The organism is Kocuria sp. WN036, assembly GCF_002287015.1.
GTDB classification, from domain to species: Bacteria; Actinomycetota; Actinomycetes; order Actinomycetales; family Micrococcaceae; genus Kocuria; species Kocuria rosea.
In genome coordinates this window covers 270,800-285,539 of the sequence record NZ_NSKF01000001.1, presented here as the reverse complement: position 1 = coordinate 285,539, position 14,740 = coordinate 270,800, and the positions used below count along the sequence as shown (strand labels likewise).

The window sequence follows — 14,740 nt, the reverse complement described above, 5'->3', positions numbered from 1 at the left end:
AGATCGGGCCATTCTTGCTGCGCAGCGGCCCCGGGGGGAGGAACGAGGTCTGGTGCGGATCGCGATCCATGCGTTCGACGGTGTGACGATGTTCCACCTGGCCGTGCCGCAGCTGGTGTTCGGCGAGGTCACCCGGCTGGGCCTGGCCGAGGGCTGGGACACGGTGCTGTGGAGCACGGGCACGGACATGGTCACGGCGGCGGAGGGCTACTCGCTGGGCCGTCTCGCCGGGCCAGAGGCTGCCGAGGACGCCGACCTGGTGGTGATCCCCTCCTGGCCCTATCCGCCGGTGGCCGTCGACGAGCCGCTGCGCGCCGTGCTCACCCGCGCCCATGCGCATGGGTCCGGTGTGGTGGGTCTGTGCATGGGGGCCTTCGCCGTCGCCGAGGCCGGTCTGCTGGGCGGGCGGCCCGCCGTGACCCACTGGGAGGGGATGGACGAACTCGCGTCCCGTCACCCGGAGCTGGCTGTCGAGGACTCGGTGCTCTACATCGACCACGACGACGTCATGACCTCCGCCGGCACGGCCTCCTCCCTGGACGCCTGCCTGCACCTGGTCCGCAAGCACCTGGGTGCCGCGGCCGCCAACCGGGTCGCCCGCAGCCTGGTCGTGGCCCCGCACCGGGAAGGCGGCCAGGCGCAGTACATCCAGCGCCCGGTCGCCCGGCCCGACAGCGGGGATCCCCTGGCCGCCACGCTGGACTGGGCGATGGCCCGGCTGCACGAGCCCCTGTCCATCGACGAGCTCGCCGCCCACGCCCGGATGAGCCGCCGGACCCTGGTGCGCCGCTTCCGCGACACCACCGGCACCACCCCCGCCCGCTGGGTCCTCGCGCGACGCCTCGACGAGGCCCGCAGCCTGCTCGAGACCACGCGCTGGGGTGTCGACCGCATCGCGCTGGCCTGCGGCTTCGGCAGCGCGGTCACCCTCCGGCAGAACTTCGTCTCGGCCTACGCGACCACGCCGTCCGCCTACCGGCGGAGCTTCGCCCTCCGAGAGGCCGGAGGGGAATCCCGTTAGGTGCAGGCTCCGGAACGTCCGGAGCACCCCTTAGCCTGGGAGCACCACGACCGGCGCCGCGGACGTCCGGTGCGGGAGACGGGGCGGGGAGCACGAGATGGATGCAGGACGTGGGCACCCCGACAGCGACGAGCGGAGCCCGCAGCCCAGGGGCGGTGCCCGGCGGGCCACCGTGGTGCTGTGGGCGCACCGGTTCGGCTTCCTCGTCACCAGCGTGCTGGCCGGCTGGGGCGTCTACCACCTCGTCCTCGAGGAGATCGACGACGACGGGCGTCTGCCCTGGTTGTTCCTGCCCCTCTGGGTGCTGTCGGCCTATGTGCTCCTGCCGCGGTTGAACCGTCTGCTCACCGGCATCTACGTCCCCAGCTACTTCATCGGGCGGGCCCGCACCTCCGACGGCCTGCTGGGGGACCCGGTCAACCTGGCGGTGGTCGGCACCCCCGCGCAGCTGTCCGCCGCGATGGTCGGGGCCGGCTGGACCGCCGCGGACACCGACCGCGAGCGTGATCTCGTCGTCTCGTCCCTGCAGGCCGTCGGCGCCACGGTCCACGTCGTCGAGCAGTACTCCACCGGCTATCACGCCCGCAACGGAGGCGGGGACGCCATCGAGACGGACGGGGACCTGCCCATCATCGATGTCCGCCCGATTCGGTGGAGCGGGTGATCAGCGTTCCGGGTTGGGGGTGAAGGTGTGGCCCAGGGCGGTGGAGACCTCGGCGAAGATCCGTGTGGCCGGGGTGGCGCACGGCAGGGTCCTGGGGTCGTCGGCCAGCACCGGGGACTCCGGGCAGTCCCCGGAGGGGATGTCGCTGGTGGCCTGCACGACCACGGTGGTGTCGGTGGTGGTGTCGTAGTAGACGGTGGTGTTGTACCCGGGCTGCGTCCCGGTGTGCCCGACCCAGCCGTCGATGCACCCGAAGCCCAGCCCGTAGCCGGACTCGGGGGGCTGGAACGAGGTGAGGCGCTCTCGCTGGGCCTCCGGCTCCAGCAGTCCGTGCCCGGTGCCCAGGGCCCGGCCGTAGACCAGCAGGTCGTCCACGTCCGAGATCAGGGCCCCGGCGGTGGCTCCCCAGCTTGGGTTCCAGTGCGTGGCGTCGGCCGGCGCCTCCGGCGTCGCGGTGTCGCCCTGGAGCGTGAAGCCCTGCGCGTAGGGTTCCGGCATCTCGGTGGAGTCACCGGGCCAGACGGTCTCGTCGAGTTCCAGCGGGTCGAAGATCTGCTCCTCCAGGACCTCCCCGATCGGCTGGCCGGTGACCTGTTCGACGACGAGGCCCAGCAGGATGTAGTTGGTGTTGGAGTAGTCGAACTGCGCGTCGGGGGCGAACAGGGGGGATTCCGAGACGCCGACGGCGACCAGCTCCTCCGGGGTGAAGACCTGCTGCGGATCCGCGAAGAAGCGGTCCGTGAACTGGGTGCTGCGGGTGTAGCTGGCCACCCCGCTGGTCATGTCCGCCAGCCGGCGCAGGGTGATCTGTTCTCCGTTGGGGATGCCGTCGACGTAGTCGGCGATGGGGTCCTCCAGGGAGAGCTCACCCTCCTCGGCCAGCTGCAGGACCAGGGTGGCGGTGAAGGGCTTGGTGACCGATCCGACGCGGGTGTGCACCCCCACCTCCATGGGCTCCCCGGTGGCCGGGTCGGCCACCCCGTAGGCGGCCGTCCAGGTGCCCTCCGGGGAGGAGACCCCCACCACCGCACCGGGGGTGGAGGCCTGCGCGAACGAGGCCCGGGCGGCGGCGTCCAACGTCGTCGCCAGTTTCTCGGGCAGCGGCTCGGACATCTGCGCGGAGGGTTCTCGGGTGACGACGTCGTCGACATCGGTGACACAGGCCTCGGAGTCCGTGGCCGGAGCCGACGGTGCCGCCGGTGCCGCCGCGGCGGCCGGGGTGGCCGCCGGCCCGGCCGGGGAGGGCGGCGCGGCGGCTGCCCCGCCGGTGGTCCCGAGGAGGAGCGCCGCCGCCGTGGCGGCGGCGAACGTGCGGCGCGTGGATCGTGCAGGTGCGGACATCTTCGTTTCCTTCTCGATCGGCGCAGGCCGCTTCCGGAGGGCCTGCACCCGGAGAACAGTGCTTCAGGCGCAGTCGCCATGGGCGACGATGTCGACCCCTGCGCCGCACTCCACCGCGAAGGCACATCCCGACAGCACGCACGGGCCGGGGAATCGATGAGATGACGGGCCGGTCCACGGCCCGGATCACGCACCGGCCCCGGCGAACGCGTGGGACAGGCGGTGCCCCCAGCGTAGGACGGCCTGCCGGACCGGCCGGCCGACCTGCCCCGGATCGTTACCCAACCGCCGAAGATGTCACGCCCCTTCGCCGGCCGGCAGGAAACCGTGGCCGAACACGAACTCGGCGAAGCGCTCGCCGATCCGCAGGTGCGTGGTCGCGTCGGGGTGGAGGGCGTCGGGCAGGGGGAGCTCCCGGGCGTCGGACTCCCCGTAGAGCTCGCGTCCGTCGAGGTGGAACAGGTGCGGATCGTCGTGGGCCCGCTCCGTCATGATCCGTGCCAGCTCGGCACGGATGACCGTCAGGGTGAGCTTGCCGGCGGCGACCTCGCCGGGCTCGCCGGTCGCCCGGAACCGCATCTCACCCCGGGCGAGGGCGTCCGGGTCGAAGGCGCCGGGTCCCGGGGTGTGTTCGTGGATCGGGCACAGGAGGGGGGAGATCACCAGCAGCGGGGTGTGGGGGTGGCCGTCGCGGATCGTGTCGAGGAAGCCGTGCACTGCGGGGCCGAAGGCCCGCAGCCGCATCAGATCGAGGTTGACGAGGTTGATGCCGAGCTTGACGCTGATCAGCTCGGCCGGGGTGTCCCGGATGGTGCGTGCGGTGAACGGGTCGAGCAGCGCGCTGCCCCCGAAGCCGAGGTTGAGCAGATTGAGGTCGGCCCGCCTCGCGGCGACCGCCGGCCAGGTGCCGGTGGGATGCACCGCGTTCGAGCCGTGGCTGATCGAACTGCCGTGGTGCACCCACACCGGGCGCGGGTCCTGCACCGGCCGGAGGGGGGCGTCGGAGCGGAGCTCGGCCAGTTCCACGGTCTCGTTGTGCGGCAGCCAGAGCTCGACCGTCTTGGGGCCCGGGGGCAGATCGTCGAAGACGACGCCGCCGATCCCGGCCTGCGTGATCTGCCGGTCGCCGGTGGTCATGTCGATGCTCACCACGGTCGCGGCCTCGAGGCCGGCCTGCCGGGTGCGCCGGCCGTCGACCAGCAGGTCGAAGAGGCCGGCCGGGCGAGGTGGTGCGCCCTCGTACCGGAAGCGTGTGGCGCGCCCGCGGAGCTCGATGCGGCTCGCCTCGGTCGCGAAGAGCAGCCGCGCGCCCGAGGGCTGGGACTCGGCCATGGCCAGCTGCGGGTCGCGGGCCTGGTTCCTGGCCCAGGCGGGGAGGCGGTGCGGGATCACCCCGTCGTCCGTGCGCTCCAGCTCCAGGACGCCGTGGAGCAGCTCGTCGGTGACGGGTGTGGTGCAGTGTCGGTCGGGGATCGGCATGGTCTTCCCAGGGTGTGTCGGGTCCGGCAGCGGTGGCTCAGGGGGCGGGGTCGGGCGGAATCAGGGCGAACTCGCCGACGTGCGTCTTCTCGAGGAACTCCCGCTGGGCGGCCGCGATCTGCTCGAGCGGGAAGACCCTCGCCAGGAGGGGCCGGATCTCTCCGCGCTCGATGTAGGAGACGAGGTCGGGGAACACCTCTTCGTCCCACGCCGTGCACCCGACCAGGGTGAGGTCCTTCAGGTAGAGGGTGCGCATGTCGAGTTCCACGAGGGGGCCGCCGATGGCCCCGGAGGAGACGTACGTCCCGCCCCTCCGGAGGAGGCCCAGCGCTGCCGGGAAGCCGGGCCCGGCGACGTTGTCGATCACGACGTCGACGCTGTCCGCGCCCAGCACGTTGCGCGGGTCGTCCCGCCCGATGACCTCGTCGGCGTCGAGGGCGCGGACCTGGTCCCGCTTGGCGTCACCGGCCATGCCGACGACGTGGGCGCCGCGCCGCTTGGCGAGCTGCACCACGGCCGATCCGACGCCTCCGGAGGCGCCGGTCACCAGGACCCGTGCCCCCGTGGTGATGCCGGCGCGGCGGACCATGTTCTCCGCCGTCCCGTAGGCGCACGGGATGGTCGCCAGCTCGGCGTCGCTCCAGTCGCAGTCCACCGGGAAGACCTCGTGCGCCGGGACGACGACGAACTGGGCGAAGGCTCCGTCGAGATCGGAGCCCAGCCAGGTCGTGTCCCAGGAGGAGAAACCCTCGGTACGCATGCAGGCGCGGATCAGCACCCGTGCTCCGAGGGCGGACTCGTCTCCCTCACGACCGACGGCCGCGATCCGCCCGCAGCAGTCCGCGCCCTGGATCAGCGGGAACGGGGTTGCCGCGTTCCAGCCGCCGTCCGGTCTCGTCGAGGCGTCCCCGACGACGTCCTCGGACGCGTCGTTCGTTCCTGCCGTCACCGACGACGAGTACCAGCCGAGCCTGGTGTTGATCTCGGTGTTGTTCATGCCGGCCGCCAGGACGCGGACCAGCACCTCGCCCTCGCCCGGCTCGGGGACGGGCACTCGGGAGAGCACGAGACGGTCGTAGCCGCCGACACCGGTGGTGACGACCGCCGTCATGGTCCCGCCGGCGACGCGCGTCCGGGGGAGGGGTCGAGTCGTGGTCATCCCTCATCCTGGATCACGGTCGGTGCTGATGCCAACGGGCTGACGGTCGCGGTGTGCGTGCGGGCGGGCCGAGGCCGCGCTACCGGTTCGTGTTCACGAGGACGTCCGCGGCGTCCCCGCCGAAGCAGTTCCAGGTGGCCGGCAGGGGCCCGTTCTCCTCGACGTTCCAGTTGTTCGTGATGGTCAGGCACTCGAGGACCAGGTTCTCCGCCGTGACGTTCTTGTTGCGCTCCCGGTCCGCCTCGGCATCGATCCTGGCCTGCTCGAGACGGGACTGGGCGCGGTCCACGTTCGCCTCGGCCTCCACGACCCGGTTCAGCGCGTCCTGGGCGGTCTGGTCGAGCGCCGCCGGCGGCAGCGCCACGGAGTCCAGCTGCACCCCGTAGGGGGACAGGCGTTCGGTCAGGGCCTTCTCCACGGCCTCCCGCACCTCTTCCACCTTGCCCTCGGCGCGGGCCTCCGCGGGGGTGTAGGACGCCAGGACGGTCGCGACCGCCTCCCTGGCCGCGGGCTGGACGAGCATGCCGTCGACGTTCTCGAACTGCCGGTACCGGGACCACAGCTCCTGGGCCTGTTCTCCTGTGATGGTCCACTGCACGGTCATGTGCTGGGTGCCGGAGCCGCCGCCGGCGAAGGCGATCGGGGCGTCCATCTCCGAGCGCTGCAACTGGGTCGAGAAGGTCTCCACCTCGGCCCACGGCGCCTTGATCTGCCATCCCGCCTGCAGGGTCCGGGAGTACTTGCCGAGGCTGGTCTCGATCCCCACTTCACGTGCGCCCACTCGGGCGAGAGCCGTCCCAGCCGTGACGAGCAGCAGGAGCACCAGGGCGCTGACAGCGGTGAGGCCGGCCGCCTTCCTCATGGCGCTGGGGTGGATGTGCTCGCCGTTCGCGTCCTTCCGGACGGTCTCCTTCGGGGACATCATCCAGCCGACGATCGAGATCACGGTGACAAAGGCCAGGACGATGGCCGTGACGATGTAGAACATGGCTTCCTGCTCTCCACTCCTCGGACTTCTCGCCGCCCACCGCCCTCGGCGCGGCAGTTCACTGATGTGAACGATCCCATGCCGCGACATCGTGGCGGCCGCGGATCCCGGGTGTCGCCGTCCCACTCTTTGGGGGACCGGGGTGCCTGCCGGAGCGCCACCGCCTCCGCGCAGGCCGCGGTGCAGGGCTGACGGGCGAGATGCGTCCGGTCACGGACTGGGAGCAGGCACAGCGACCTGGTTCCAGAGCGGTCAGTGGGCAACCCGGATCAGAGTCGGCTGTTGGTGCGCCGCCTCCTCTGAGCGTGCGTCATCGAGGTGGCCGTGGGCGACGCCTCCGCCGGTCAGGGGCATCGGATGCGGCAGCCGCCGGACTCGCGACCGGGGCGGCTCAGGTGCTCGACCGGGTGAAGGTCACGTGGGTGACTCCACGGGGCGAGGAGGTGGCCTCGACCCGGTAGTCCGCCTCCAGGCCCTCGAGCCCCTCCCACAGGCGCACGCCGCGGCCCAGCAGGATCGGGACCACCACCACGTGCAGGTGGTCGACGAGCCCGGCCGCCAGGAAGTCGCGGACCGTGGTGGGGCCCCCGCCGAGGCGCACGTCCTGGCCGTCGGCGGCCGTTCGCGCCGTCTCGAGCGCCTCTGCGGGCGAGGCGTCGATGAAGTGGAACGTGGTGCCGCCCTCCATCTCGATCGAGGGGCGCGGGAAATGGGTGAGGACGAAGACGGGCGTGTGGAACGGCGGGTTGGGACCCCACCAGCCCTCCCAGCCCGGGTCCTCGTGCCACCCGGGCGGACCGAACTTCCCCGCTCCCATGATCTCGGCCCCGATCCCCACACCGTGCAGCTGGGCGAAGGCGTCGTCCACGCCACCGCTGCCGCCGGGATCCCACCACCGGGTGGCGATCATCCATTCGTGCAGCCTCTGTCCGGCGTGCCCGAAGGGGGCGTTCTGGCTCAGACCCTCACCGGTGCCGAAGCCGTCGAGGGAGATGGAGAAGTTGTGGACGCGGACCCGTGACATGGCTGGTGCTCCTTCGCACTCGGCGACTCCGTCGTCCCCCGATGATGACTGCTCGGCGCGCCCGGGGAAAGTGCCGCCTGTGGCCGCCGCCGGTGCTCATCGCCTGACGGCGGTCCCCCGCGTGCTGTCCCTCGTGCCCCGACCGGTCAGGCCCGCTGTCCGCGCCGCGGCCCGCGTCCGGCCCGGAGCCGGACGATTCCCGCCAGCAGCAGGCATGCGCCCGCCAGGGTGCCCGCGAACCAGTGGACGGAGGAGGGGACGCCCACCGCGCCGGCCAGGACCCCGAGGCCCAGGACCGGCACGGCACTGCCCAGATAGGTCACGACGTAGACCGCGCTGACCACCCGGGCGTTGTCGGCAGCCGGAACGGCCACGGACAGCGCGTTGAACGCCGTGCGGAACGCGACGCCCTGGGCCGCCCCGGCCACCAGGGCGGCGAGGAGCAGCAGCGGCAGGCTGGACAGCGCGCCCGCCACCCCGATCAGCGCCGTGCCCAGGGCCATCCCCACCAGGGCCCCGGGCAGGGCCCGGACGCGGGGGCGTCCCACCAGCTGCGCCGCGGCGGACCCGATGAGCACGAGGGCCGCCAGCGCCCCGATCCCGGCCGGGGAGCTCACCCCGAGCGTTCGTGCGAAGTAGCCCGGAGCCAGCGAGAGGCTGAAGCCGAAGAGCGCAAAGCTGAGGAAACCGACCGCGGCCGCCTGCTGGAACCGCGTGCGGACCCCGGGCGGCAGGCAGAGACGGCGCGGCCGCAGGGCCTTGAAGGCCGCCGATCCCGGGGCCGGGGCGATGGCCGGCCTGGCGTGCAGCGTCCACAGCGGCACCAGGACGGCGATCAGCATGGTGCAGTGGACGGCGAAGGGAGTCGTCGTCGGGTGGGGCAGCTGGCCCAGGGCCCCGCCCAGGAGGGGGCCCGCCGCCACTCCGCCCGCCGACGCCAGGAGGGTGAAGCGGCCGGCCCACTCCGGGCGGTGGGGCAGGAGCTCCCGGAGCGCCGCGCTGCTGGCGCCGGTCACCATCGCGACGGCTGCGCCCTGCAGGACCCGACCGGTCACGAGACCGGCGAGACCCCCGGCGGTCGCGAAGACGATCTCACCGGCCAGTCCCACGAGGACCGACAGCACCAGGGCAGTGCGCCGCCCGATGTGGTCCGACCAGTGCCCGTAGAGAACGAGCCCGGCAATGAGGGCCAGGACGTAGGAGGAGAACGCCACCGTCACCGCGAAGGGGCCGAGCCCCAGGCGCTCCTGCAGCGCGGGGTACAGCGGGGTGGCCAGGTTGGCGCCCACCAGCAGCAGTGCCGTCGTGGACATGGTCAGCACCAGGCGGGAGCGCGATCCCGCGTTCCATCCCCGGCCTGCGTCGCCGGCGCCGGAGCGCATGGTCAGCTCGTTGAACACGGTCATCGCGGGCCTTCCGGTGGGATCGGCGATTGCGGGCTGTGCCGTGGGCGGCCGGCGCAGTGTGCTCACGCAGTCTGCCGGAGACTGAGTCCGGCACCACCGAGATGCTTGCGGAACTGATCACGCTGATCAAAAGTTGGAGGCGGACCACTGACAGGGAGACCACCGTGACCACACTGGACGCCGTCGACATCGGGCTGCTGCTGCACCTCCTGCGGTACCCCCGGGCGCAGATCGGGGAGGTGGCGGCCGCACTCGGGGTCGCCCGCAACACCGTGGTCTCGCGGATGCGCCGGCTCGAGCGCCGGGAGGTGCTGCGCTCCGGCGGTCGAGACGTCGACCTGGCCTCCGTGGGCTTCGACGTCCTGGCGTTCCTCACCCTCGAGGTCACCCACCGGGAGCTCGACGCCGTCGTCACCGCCCTGCGCGGCATCGACAACGTCCTGGAGGTGCACGAGATCTCGGGGCGCGGGGACGTCTGGTGCCGGGTGGCGGCGCGGGAGACCCGTGATCTGCACGCCGTCCTGCGTTCGATCCTGCGGATCCGGGGAGTCCTCCGCGCCGAGACGTCCCTGGCCCTCAGCGAGCAGATCCCCTACCGCGTCCAGCCCCTCCTGCGAACGCTGACGAAGGGCGACTCCACGTCAGCGTGAGGGCCGCTCCCCGGCGCGCTCTCGCGCTTCGCGCGCCCTGATGCGTCGACATATTTCGCCGGGCGGTTCCGGTCCGTGGTCCGGGTCGCTAGTCTCAGGTCCACCTGCGGGCAGAGGCGAATCCCCCACCAGCGCGCCGTCTGCGACCCCCGGACTCCTCGGCGTCCACCGGCGCGCCCGGTTCCATCGGGCAGCCGGGATCCGCGGGCCCCGCGACGGTCCTGGGGGTCCGGGAAGCGGGGCACTCCACCGGAAGCGTCACGCCCCGCGGGGACGGACACCGACCGGGCACAGCACGACACCACCGAGCACACCACTACGACGAAGTAGGGAAGCGCGATGACCACCACGACCAGCATCCACTCCGGGGCGACACCGCCCGCACAGCCGGCACCGCAGACGATCGGTACCGGCGTCCGAGGATTCCAGGTCCTGCCCCGGGAGCAGACCCGGCCCGGCGCCGCACCGGCCGGAAGCGCCGGGCGACCCCCCGGCCGCGGGAGTTCCGAGTGGGAACGCCCCGAGGACGACGAGGAGGTCATCACCGCGGTGCTGGCCGCCGTCAGCCACCGCTCCTCCCGGGAACGCCCCGAGGACGACGAGGTGGTCCTCACCTACACGAGCGAACCCGCCTGCCGGCACGTGGGGTGAGCCCTCGGACCGGGCGCAGCGACCGGTGGGTGCTCAGGCGGTGCGCCGGAGCGCGAGGACCGTCGTGTCGTCATCGGCGCCGGAGGTGCCGGCGTAGTCGCTGCACAGCATCACGAGCTCTTCGGCGGTGCCGGCCAGCGTGTTGAGGGCTGCGGCGGTCGCGACGGCCGCCTCGAGGTCGTCGAAGAAGTCCAGGTAGCCGTCGGAGACCACCAGCAGGGTCTGCCCTGGCAGCAGCGTGGTGGTGTGCACGTCCCAGATCCACTCGGCCACGACCCCCAGGGGCGGACCCGAGGAGATCAGCCGGCGGTGGGCGCCGTCCGGGGACAGGATCAGCGCCAGGCCGTGGCCGGCGTCGATGTAGCTCATCTCCCCGGTCCCGGTGTGCACCCGGGCGATGAAGGCGGTGATGAACGCCCCCGCCTCCTCCAGCAGCGGGGTCAGCGCCCCGGCCGCGCGCTTCATGGCCTCCGCAGGGGGGTTGTACTGGAACGTCCCGCGCAGCACGGCGCGCGCGGAGGCGGACAGCAGGGCCGCGGGGATGCCCTTGCCCATCACGTCGGTGACCATCGCCTGCACCTCGTCGCCCAGGACCATCCAGTCGTAGAAGTCCCCGCCGATGGACCGCGCCGGCAGGCACCGGCCGGCGGCCTCGACCGCGGGGGTGACCAGCCCGGTGCGGGGCATGAGCATCTGCTGGATCTGTTCGGCCCGGTCCAGCTCCATCTGGGCCGCGAGCTCGCGCTCCACCCACCCGGCCATCTCCGCGAGGATGCGCCGCTCCCGCTCGTCCAGCTCGCGCGGGACGCTGTCGACCAGGCACAGGGACCCGACCGGCTCACCGCCGGGGGCGTGCAGCGGGTGGCCGGCGTAGAAGCGCACCGGGTCGTCCCCGGTGACGAACGAACTGCCGGTGAAGCGCTGCTCGGTCATCGCGTCGGCGACGATCAGCGGGGCGTCCCGGTCGACGGTGCGCGCGCACAGCGAGTCGGTGCGGGTGGCGTGGACGAGTCCGTCCAGTCCCGCCTCGGCCTTGGTGAACTGCCGGTCGGCGTCGATGAGGTTCACGGCCGCGGCCTTCACCCCGAAGACGTCCTGGGCGAGGCGCACCACACGGTCGTAGCGCTCCTCCCGGGGGGTGTCCAGGATCTTCAGGGCGTGCAGGGCATCGACCCGGGCGGCCTCCGTGCGGGCCGTGTGCGTTTGCATTCCACCAGGCTATCGGGGTGCGGACCGGCGACGGCCGCCGGCACCCCCCGGAGGGTCTGCCCCTAGGCTGGGCGGGTGAACGCACCGACAGTCGCCGCACGGGCCGAGCGCCACCAGGTGGCCGTGTACCTGGTGGCCATCGCGGCCGCGGTCCTCGTGGGCTGGACGGTGCCCGGCGCGCCGGCGCTCGCCCCGGCCATCACCCCGGTCCTGGGGCTGCTGCTGTTCGCCACGTTCCTGGCCGTCCCGTTCGCCGCACTGGGCCGGGCCTTCGCGGACCTCCGCTTCCTCGCGGCACTGCTGGTGGTGAACTTCGTGGTCGTCCCGGTCGTGGTCCTCGGGCTGTCCCGGCCGGTCGCCGGGCACGAGGCCCTGCTGCTGGGCGTGCTGCTCGTGCTGCTGGCCCCCTGCGTGGACTACGTCATCGTCTTCACCGGCCTCGCCGGGGGCGCCGCCGACCGGCTGCTGGCGGCCGCCCCGCTGCTGATGCTCGCGCAGATGCTGCTCCTGCCCGCCTACCTGCTGCTCCTCGCCGGCCCGGAGGCGGTGGCCCTGGTGGAGCTCGGCCCCTTCGCGGAGGCGTTCGTGCTCCTGATCCTGCTGCCCCTGGCCGCGGCGGCGGCCGTGCAGCGGGCGGCGTCCCGCTCCGCCGCGGCCCGGCGGCTGGAGTCCGCGACGGGCGCGGCGATGGTGCCCCTCATGGCGCTGACCCTGTTCACCGTGATCGCCTCGCAGGTGCGCGGGGTGGGGGAGCAGCTGGCCCACCTCGCGGCGGTCGTGCCGCTCTACGCCGGCTTCCTGGTGCTCATGGTCCCGATCGGGATCCTGGCCGCCCGCCTGGCCCGCCTGGACGTGCCGGTCTCCCGGGCCCTGGTCTTCGGCGGGGTCACCCGCAACTCCCTCGTAGTGCTCCCCCTGGCCCTGGCGCTGCCGGAGCGGCTCGCGCTGACGCCGTTCGTCGTCGTCACCCAGACCCTGGTCGAGCTGGTGGGGATGGTGGTGCTGGTGCGGCTGGTCCCCGCGCTGGTGCGGGACCGCGATCCACGACACAGTGGGGGCACCACCCCGTCCCACCGAAAGGCACCCCGCCCATGACGCAGCGCCTCCGCCCCGCCACCCAGGCCCTCCGACTGTGGGGTCCGCGCCAGTGGGGCGTCGCGGTGCTCGCGGGGCTCGCCACCGCCCTGGTCCTGGGGCTCGCCACCGTGCTCATCCCCAACGGCGTCTTCAGCCGCGAGATCCCGCCCGTGTGGTGGAACTACCCCGTCTGGATCGCCACCTCGGCGCTCACCGGTGTCCTCGTGGCCTCCTACGTGTCCCCCGTGGCCGGCGGCACCCCCCTTCCCGGGGACGACGACGTCGCCGCGGCCACCGTGGCCCGGGCCGTCGAGTCCGGCGAGCGCCGCAGCGCCCGGCTGGGCGCGGTCGGCACGTTCGCCGCCTGGTTCGCCGTGGGCTGCCCGGTCTGCAACAAGCTCGCGCTGCTGGCCCTCGGCTCCACCGGGGCCCTGACGTGGTTCGCGCCCGTCCAGCCGTGGCTGGGGCTGCTGGCGCTCGCCCTGAGCGCGTTCGCCGTGGTCCACCGCCTCGCCGGGCAGATGGCGTGCCCCGTGAACCTGCCGGTCTCCACCGCGCGCAACGCGGTGGTCCCGGCCGCCGCTGAGGTCCCGGAGGGCCGGTAGGAAGGGTCGCCGCGGCGGTCCTCCCCGCGGCCTGGCCGGGGCCGTTCGCCGGCCCACCACTCGTGCGACGCGCTCGGGGTTCATAGACTGGCCCTCCGCGCCGCGGACCGCAGTTCAGCAGTCGAACACCGTCAGCAGTCCACCGAAGAAGGGACCTCCCCATGACCGACCAGGACAACGGCACCGCCAAGGTGCGCCAGCTCATCAAGGACACCCGGATCGCCATGCTCACCCACGCGGACGAGCACGGGAACCTGATCTCCAAGCCGATGGCCACGCAGGACGTGGACTTCGACGGCACCGTGTACTTCATCGCCGAGCGCACCTCGGACCAGGTCCAGGACCTGCAGCAGCGGCCGGCCGTGAACGTCGCCTACGCCGGGGACGGCGCCTGGGTCTCGCTGACCGGGACGGCGCTGGTGCTCAACGACGAGGCCAAGCTCAAGGAGCTGTGGGACAGCTTCACCGGCTCCTGGCTCGAGGGCGGGCCGGAGAACCCGAACAACATCCTCATCGAGGTCACCGGCCGCTCCGCCGAGTACTGGGACACCCCCGGCGGCGGCAAGGTCACCCAGGTGGCCAACCTCGTGAAGTCCAAGGTCACCGGCGACACGATCAAGGGCGACAAGGGCGTCGTCGACCTCTGACGCCGGCCGGGGCCGTCCGCTCCGCCCGGACCGGACGGTCCCGCCCCCGGGCGTGTCCCGGGGTGCGTTGGTAGGATCCGGGCATGAACACTTCTCTGGTCCGCCCCCGCAACGGCAAGCTCATCGCCGGCGTCTGCGCGGCCCTGGCGGCCCGCTTCGGACTGCCGAAGTTCCTCCTGCGGCTGGGCTTCATCGTCTTCGGCCTGGTGGGCGTGGGGGAGCTGGTCTACATCGCCCTGTGGATCATCATCCCCAAGGAGGCCTGAGCCTCACCCCTGCTCCTCCGGCCCCGCGTGCGGGTCGGTGATCTCGCGCAGTGCTGTGAGCGCCTCGCGCAGCTGGCGCATCCTCCGTTCGCCCAGGTGTGCGCTCCACTCCGCCTCGATCCGGGCCTCCTCCGCGCGGGCGATCGGCACGAGCTCCGTCCCCCGGCCCGCGATCCGCACCAGCCGGGCCCGGGCGTCGCGGGGGTCGACCGTGCGCTCCACGTAGCCCGCGCGCTCGAGCCGGTCCACCAGCACCGTGGCCGTCTGCTTGGCCACCTGCGCCTGCTCGGCCAGCTCGGACAGGCGGGTCCCGTCCGGGCCGATCCGCGCCAGGATGCGCGCCTGCGGCACGGTGAGGTCCGTGTAGCCGGCCCGACGCACCGCCTCCACGATCCGGTTCTCCGCCGAGCGGTGCGCGATGAACATGAGCACCCCGATGCTGAGCTGTCCTGTCATGCCCGCCCCTCGAAATAGTCCTATGAACGAACTATAATCGGGTCACCCGGAGGACACGAGGGGCTCGGTGGCGGCCCCGTCCGCGGGCGAGGAGGCA

The 14,740-nt window shown here is 72.8% G+C and carries 16 protein-coding genes; 8 read left to right on the top strand and 8 right to left on the bottom strand.

All coding sequences use genetic code 11. The features are described from left to right. Window positions 1–52: 52 nt before the first annotated feature. Both CK505_RS01330 and CK505_RS19045 read left to right on the top strand, forming a co-directional pair. The gene (locus CK505_RS01330) at window positions 53–1,021 is read left to right on the top strand and encodes a GlxA family transcriptional regulator (protein WP_095649934.1); all 969 of its coding nucleotides are present in this window, start codon (window positions 53–55) and stop codon (window positions 1,019–1,021) included. A gap of 97 nt (window positions 1,022–1,118) precedes the next feature. Next, window positions 1,119–1,685 carry an LssY C-terminal domain-containing protein gene (locus tag CK505_RS19045; RefSeq protein WP_095649933.1) on the top strand — a complete coding sequence of 189 codons (567 nt, stop codon included), beginning with the start codon at window positions 1,119–1,121 and terminating at the stop codon, window positions 1,683–1,685. Here the strand turns inward: CK505_RS19045 and CK505_RS01320 are convergent, their stop codons facing one another. From CK505_RS01320 to CK505_RS01295, 6 genes are all read right to left on the bottom strand, one after another. Then, window positions 1,686–3,026, bottom strand: coding sequence for a serine hydrolase (locus tag CK505_RS01320; RefSeq protein WP_095649932.1), 1,341 nt, complete (start codon window positions 3,024–3,026; stop codon window positions 1,686–1,688). A 297-nt stretch (window positions 3,027–3,323) separates the two neighbouring features. Next, complete coding sequence (locus CK505_RS01315) at window positions 3,324–4,505, bottom strand: SGNH/GDSL hydrolase family protein (protein WP_095649931.1); 1,182 nt, start codon at window positions 4,503–4,505, stop codon at window positions 3,324–3,326. Between the two features lie 37 nt (window positions 4,506–4,542). Then, window positions 4,543–5,664, bottom strand: coding sequence for an alcohol dehydrogenase family protein (locus CK505_RS01310; RefSeq protein WP_255250858.1), 1,122 nt, complete (start codon window positions 5,662–5,664; stop codon window positions 4,543–4,545). 79 nt (window positions 5,665–5,743) lie between these two features. Continuing rightward, the gene (locus tag CK505_RS01305; RefSeq protein ID WP_176475254.1) at window positions 5,744–6,652 is read right to left on the bottom strand and encodes an SPFH domain-containing protein; all 909 of its coding nucleotides are present in this window, start codon (window positions 6,650–6,652) and stop codon (window positions 5,744–5,746) included. A 391-nt stretch (window positions 6,653–7,043) separates the two neighbouring features. Next, entirely contained in the window at window positions 7,044–7,676 is a 633-nt protein-coding gene (locus CK505_RS01300) for a dihydrofolate reductase family protein (RefSeq protein WP_095649929.1), read from the bottom strand. Window positions 7,677–7,822: 146 nt separating this feature from the next. After that, on the bottom strand, window positions 7,823–9,082 hold the full coding sequence (locus CK505_RS01295; protein WP_095649928.1) for an MFS transporter: 1,260 nt from the start codon (window positions 9,080–9,082) through the stop codon (window positions 7,823–7,825). A 164-nt stretch (window positions 9,083–9,246) separates the two neighbouring features. Here CK505_RS01295 and CK505_RS01290 point away from each other — a divergent pair, with 164 nt between their 5' ends. Beyond that, window positions 9,247–9,732, top strand: coding sequence for an Lrp/AsnC family transcriptional regulator (locus CK505_RS01290; RefSeq protein ID WP_035925279.1), 486 nt, complete (start codon window positions 9,247–9,249; stop codon window positions 9,730–9,732). Window positions 9,733–10,071: 339 nt separating this feature from the next. Further along, window positions 10,072–10,383 (top strand): hypothetical protein, encoded by a 312-nt coding sequence (locus CK505_RS01285; RefSeq protein ID WP_095649927.1) that lies wholly within the window; start codon window positions 10,072–10,074, stop codon window positions 10,381–10,383. Between the two features lie 33 nt (window positions 10,384–10,416). Here CK505_RS01285 and CK505_RS01280 read toward each other — a convergent pair whose 3' ends face one another. Next, complete coding sequence (locus CK505_RS01280; RefSeq protein ID WP_095649926.1) at window positions 10,417–11,592, bottom strand: PP2C family protein-serine/threonine phosphatase; 1,176 nt, start codon at window positions 11,590–11,592, stop codon at window positions 10,417–10,419. A gap of 75 nt (window positions 11,593–11,667) precedes the next feature. On the opposite strand from CK505_RS01280, the gene CK505_RS01275 reads away from it, so the two are divergent. The 4 genes from CK505_RS01275 to CK505_RS01260 all read left to right on the top strand — a co-directional run bounded on the left by CK505_RS01275 (window position 11,668) and on the right by CK505_RS01260 (window position 14,187). Next, window positions 11,668–12,687 carry a bile acid:sodium symporter gene (locus tag CK505_RS01275; protein ID WP_095649925.1) on the top strand — a complete coding sequence of 340 codons (1,020 nt, stop codon included), beginning with the start codon at window positions 11,668–11,670 and terminating at the stop codon, window positions 12,685–12,687. Beyond that, on the top strand, window positions 12,684–13,274 hold the full coding sequence (locus tag CK505_RS01270) for a hypothetical protein (protein ID WP_095649924.1): 591 nt from the start codon (window positions 12,684–12,686) through the stop codon (window positions 13,272–13,274). The genes CK505_RS01275 and CK505_RS01270 overlap by 4 nt, the downstream gene beginning before the upstream one ends. Before the next feature lie 161 nt (window positions 13,275–13,435). Then, window positions 13,436–13,921, top strand: coding sequence for a pyridoxamine 5'-phosphate oxidase family protein (locus tag CK505_RS01265; protein ID WP_017834031.1), 486 nt, complete (start codon window positions 13,436–13,438; stop codon window positions 13,919–13,921). 83 nt (window positions 13,922–14,004) lie between these two features. Then, window positions 14,005–14,187 carry a PspC domain-containing protein gene (locus CK505_RS01260; protein ID WP_017834030.1) on the top strand — a complete coding sequence of 61 codons (183 nt, stop codon included), beginning with the start codon at window positions 14,005–14,007 and terminating at the stop codon, window positions 14,185–14,187. Window positions 14,188–14,190: 3 nt separating this feature from the next. On the opposite strand, the gene CK505_RS01255 is transcribed toward CK505_RS01260, so the two are convergent. Beyond that, window positions 14,191–14,643: a MarR family winged helix-turn-helix transcriptional regulator gene (locus CK505_RS01255; protein WP_031283282.1), complete on the bottom strand. Its 453-nt coding sequence runs from the start codon at window positions 14,641–14,643 to the stop codon at window positions 14,191–14,193. Between the last annotated feature and the right edge of the window lie 97 nt (window positions 14,644–14,740).

Bases quoted from the DNA above. Each gene is read 5' to 3' on its own strand.
- CK505_RS19045 (WP_095649933.1), top strand. From the start codon at position 1,119: ATGGATGCAGGACGTGGGCACCCCGACAGCGACGAGCGGAGCCCGCAG.
- CK505_RS01320 (WP_095649932.1), bottom strand. From the start codon at position 3,026: ATGTCCGCACCTGCACGATCCACGCGCCGCACGTTCGCCGCCGCCACG.
- CK505_RS01315 (WP_095649931.1), bottom strand. From the start codon at position 4,505: ATGCCGATCCCCGACCGACACTGCACCACACCCGTCACCGACGAGCTG.
- CK505_RS01310 (WP_255250858.1), bottom strand. From the start codon at position 5,664: ATGACCACGACTCGACCCCTCCCCCGGACGCGCGTCGCCGGCGGGACC.
- CK505_RS01305 (WP_176475254.1), bottom strand. From the start codon at position 6,652: ATGTTCTACATCGTCACGGCCATCGTCCTGGCCTTTGTCACCGTGATC.
- CK505_RS01300 (WP_095649929.1), bottom strand. From the start codon at position 7,676: ATGTCACGGGTCCGCGTCCACAACTTCTCCATCTCCCTCGACGGCTTC.
- CK505_RS01295 (WP_095649928.1), bottom strand. From the start codon at position 9,082: ATGACCGTGTTCAACGAGCTGACCATGCGCTCCGGCGCCGGCGACGCA.
- CK505_RS01285 (WP_095649927.1), top strand. From the start codon at position 10,072: ATGACCACCACGACCAGCATCCACTCCGGGGCGACACCGCCCGCACAG.
- CK505_RS01280 (WP_095649926.1), bottom strand. From the start codon at position 11,592: ATGCAAACGCACACGGCCCGCACGGAGGCCGCCCGGGTCGATGCCCTG.
- CK505_RS01270 (WP_095649924.1), top strand. From the start codon at position 12,684: ATGACGCAGCGCCTCCGCCCCGCCACCCAGGCCCTCCGACTGTGGGGT.
- CK505_RS01265 (WP_017834031.1), top strand. From the start codon at position 13,436: ATGACCGACCAGGACAACGGCACCGCCAAGGTGCGCCAGCTCATCAAG.
- CK505_RS01260 (WP_017834030.1), top strand. From the start codon at position 14,005: ATGAACACTTCTCTGGTCCGCCCCCGCAACGGCAAGCTCATCGCCGGC.
- CK505_RS01255 (WP_031283282.1), bottom strand. From the start codon at position 14,643: ATGACAGGACAGCTCAGCATCGGGGTGCTCATGTTCATCGCGCACCGC.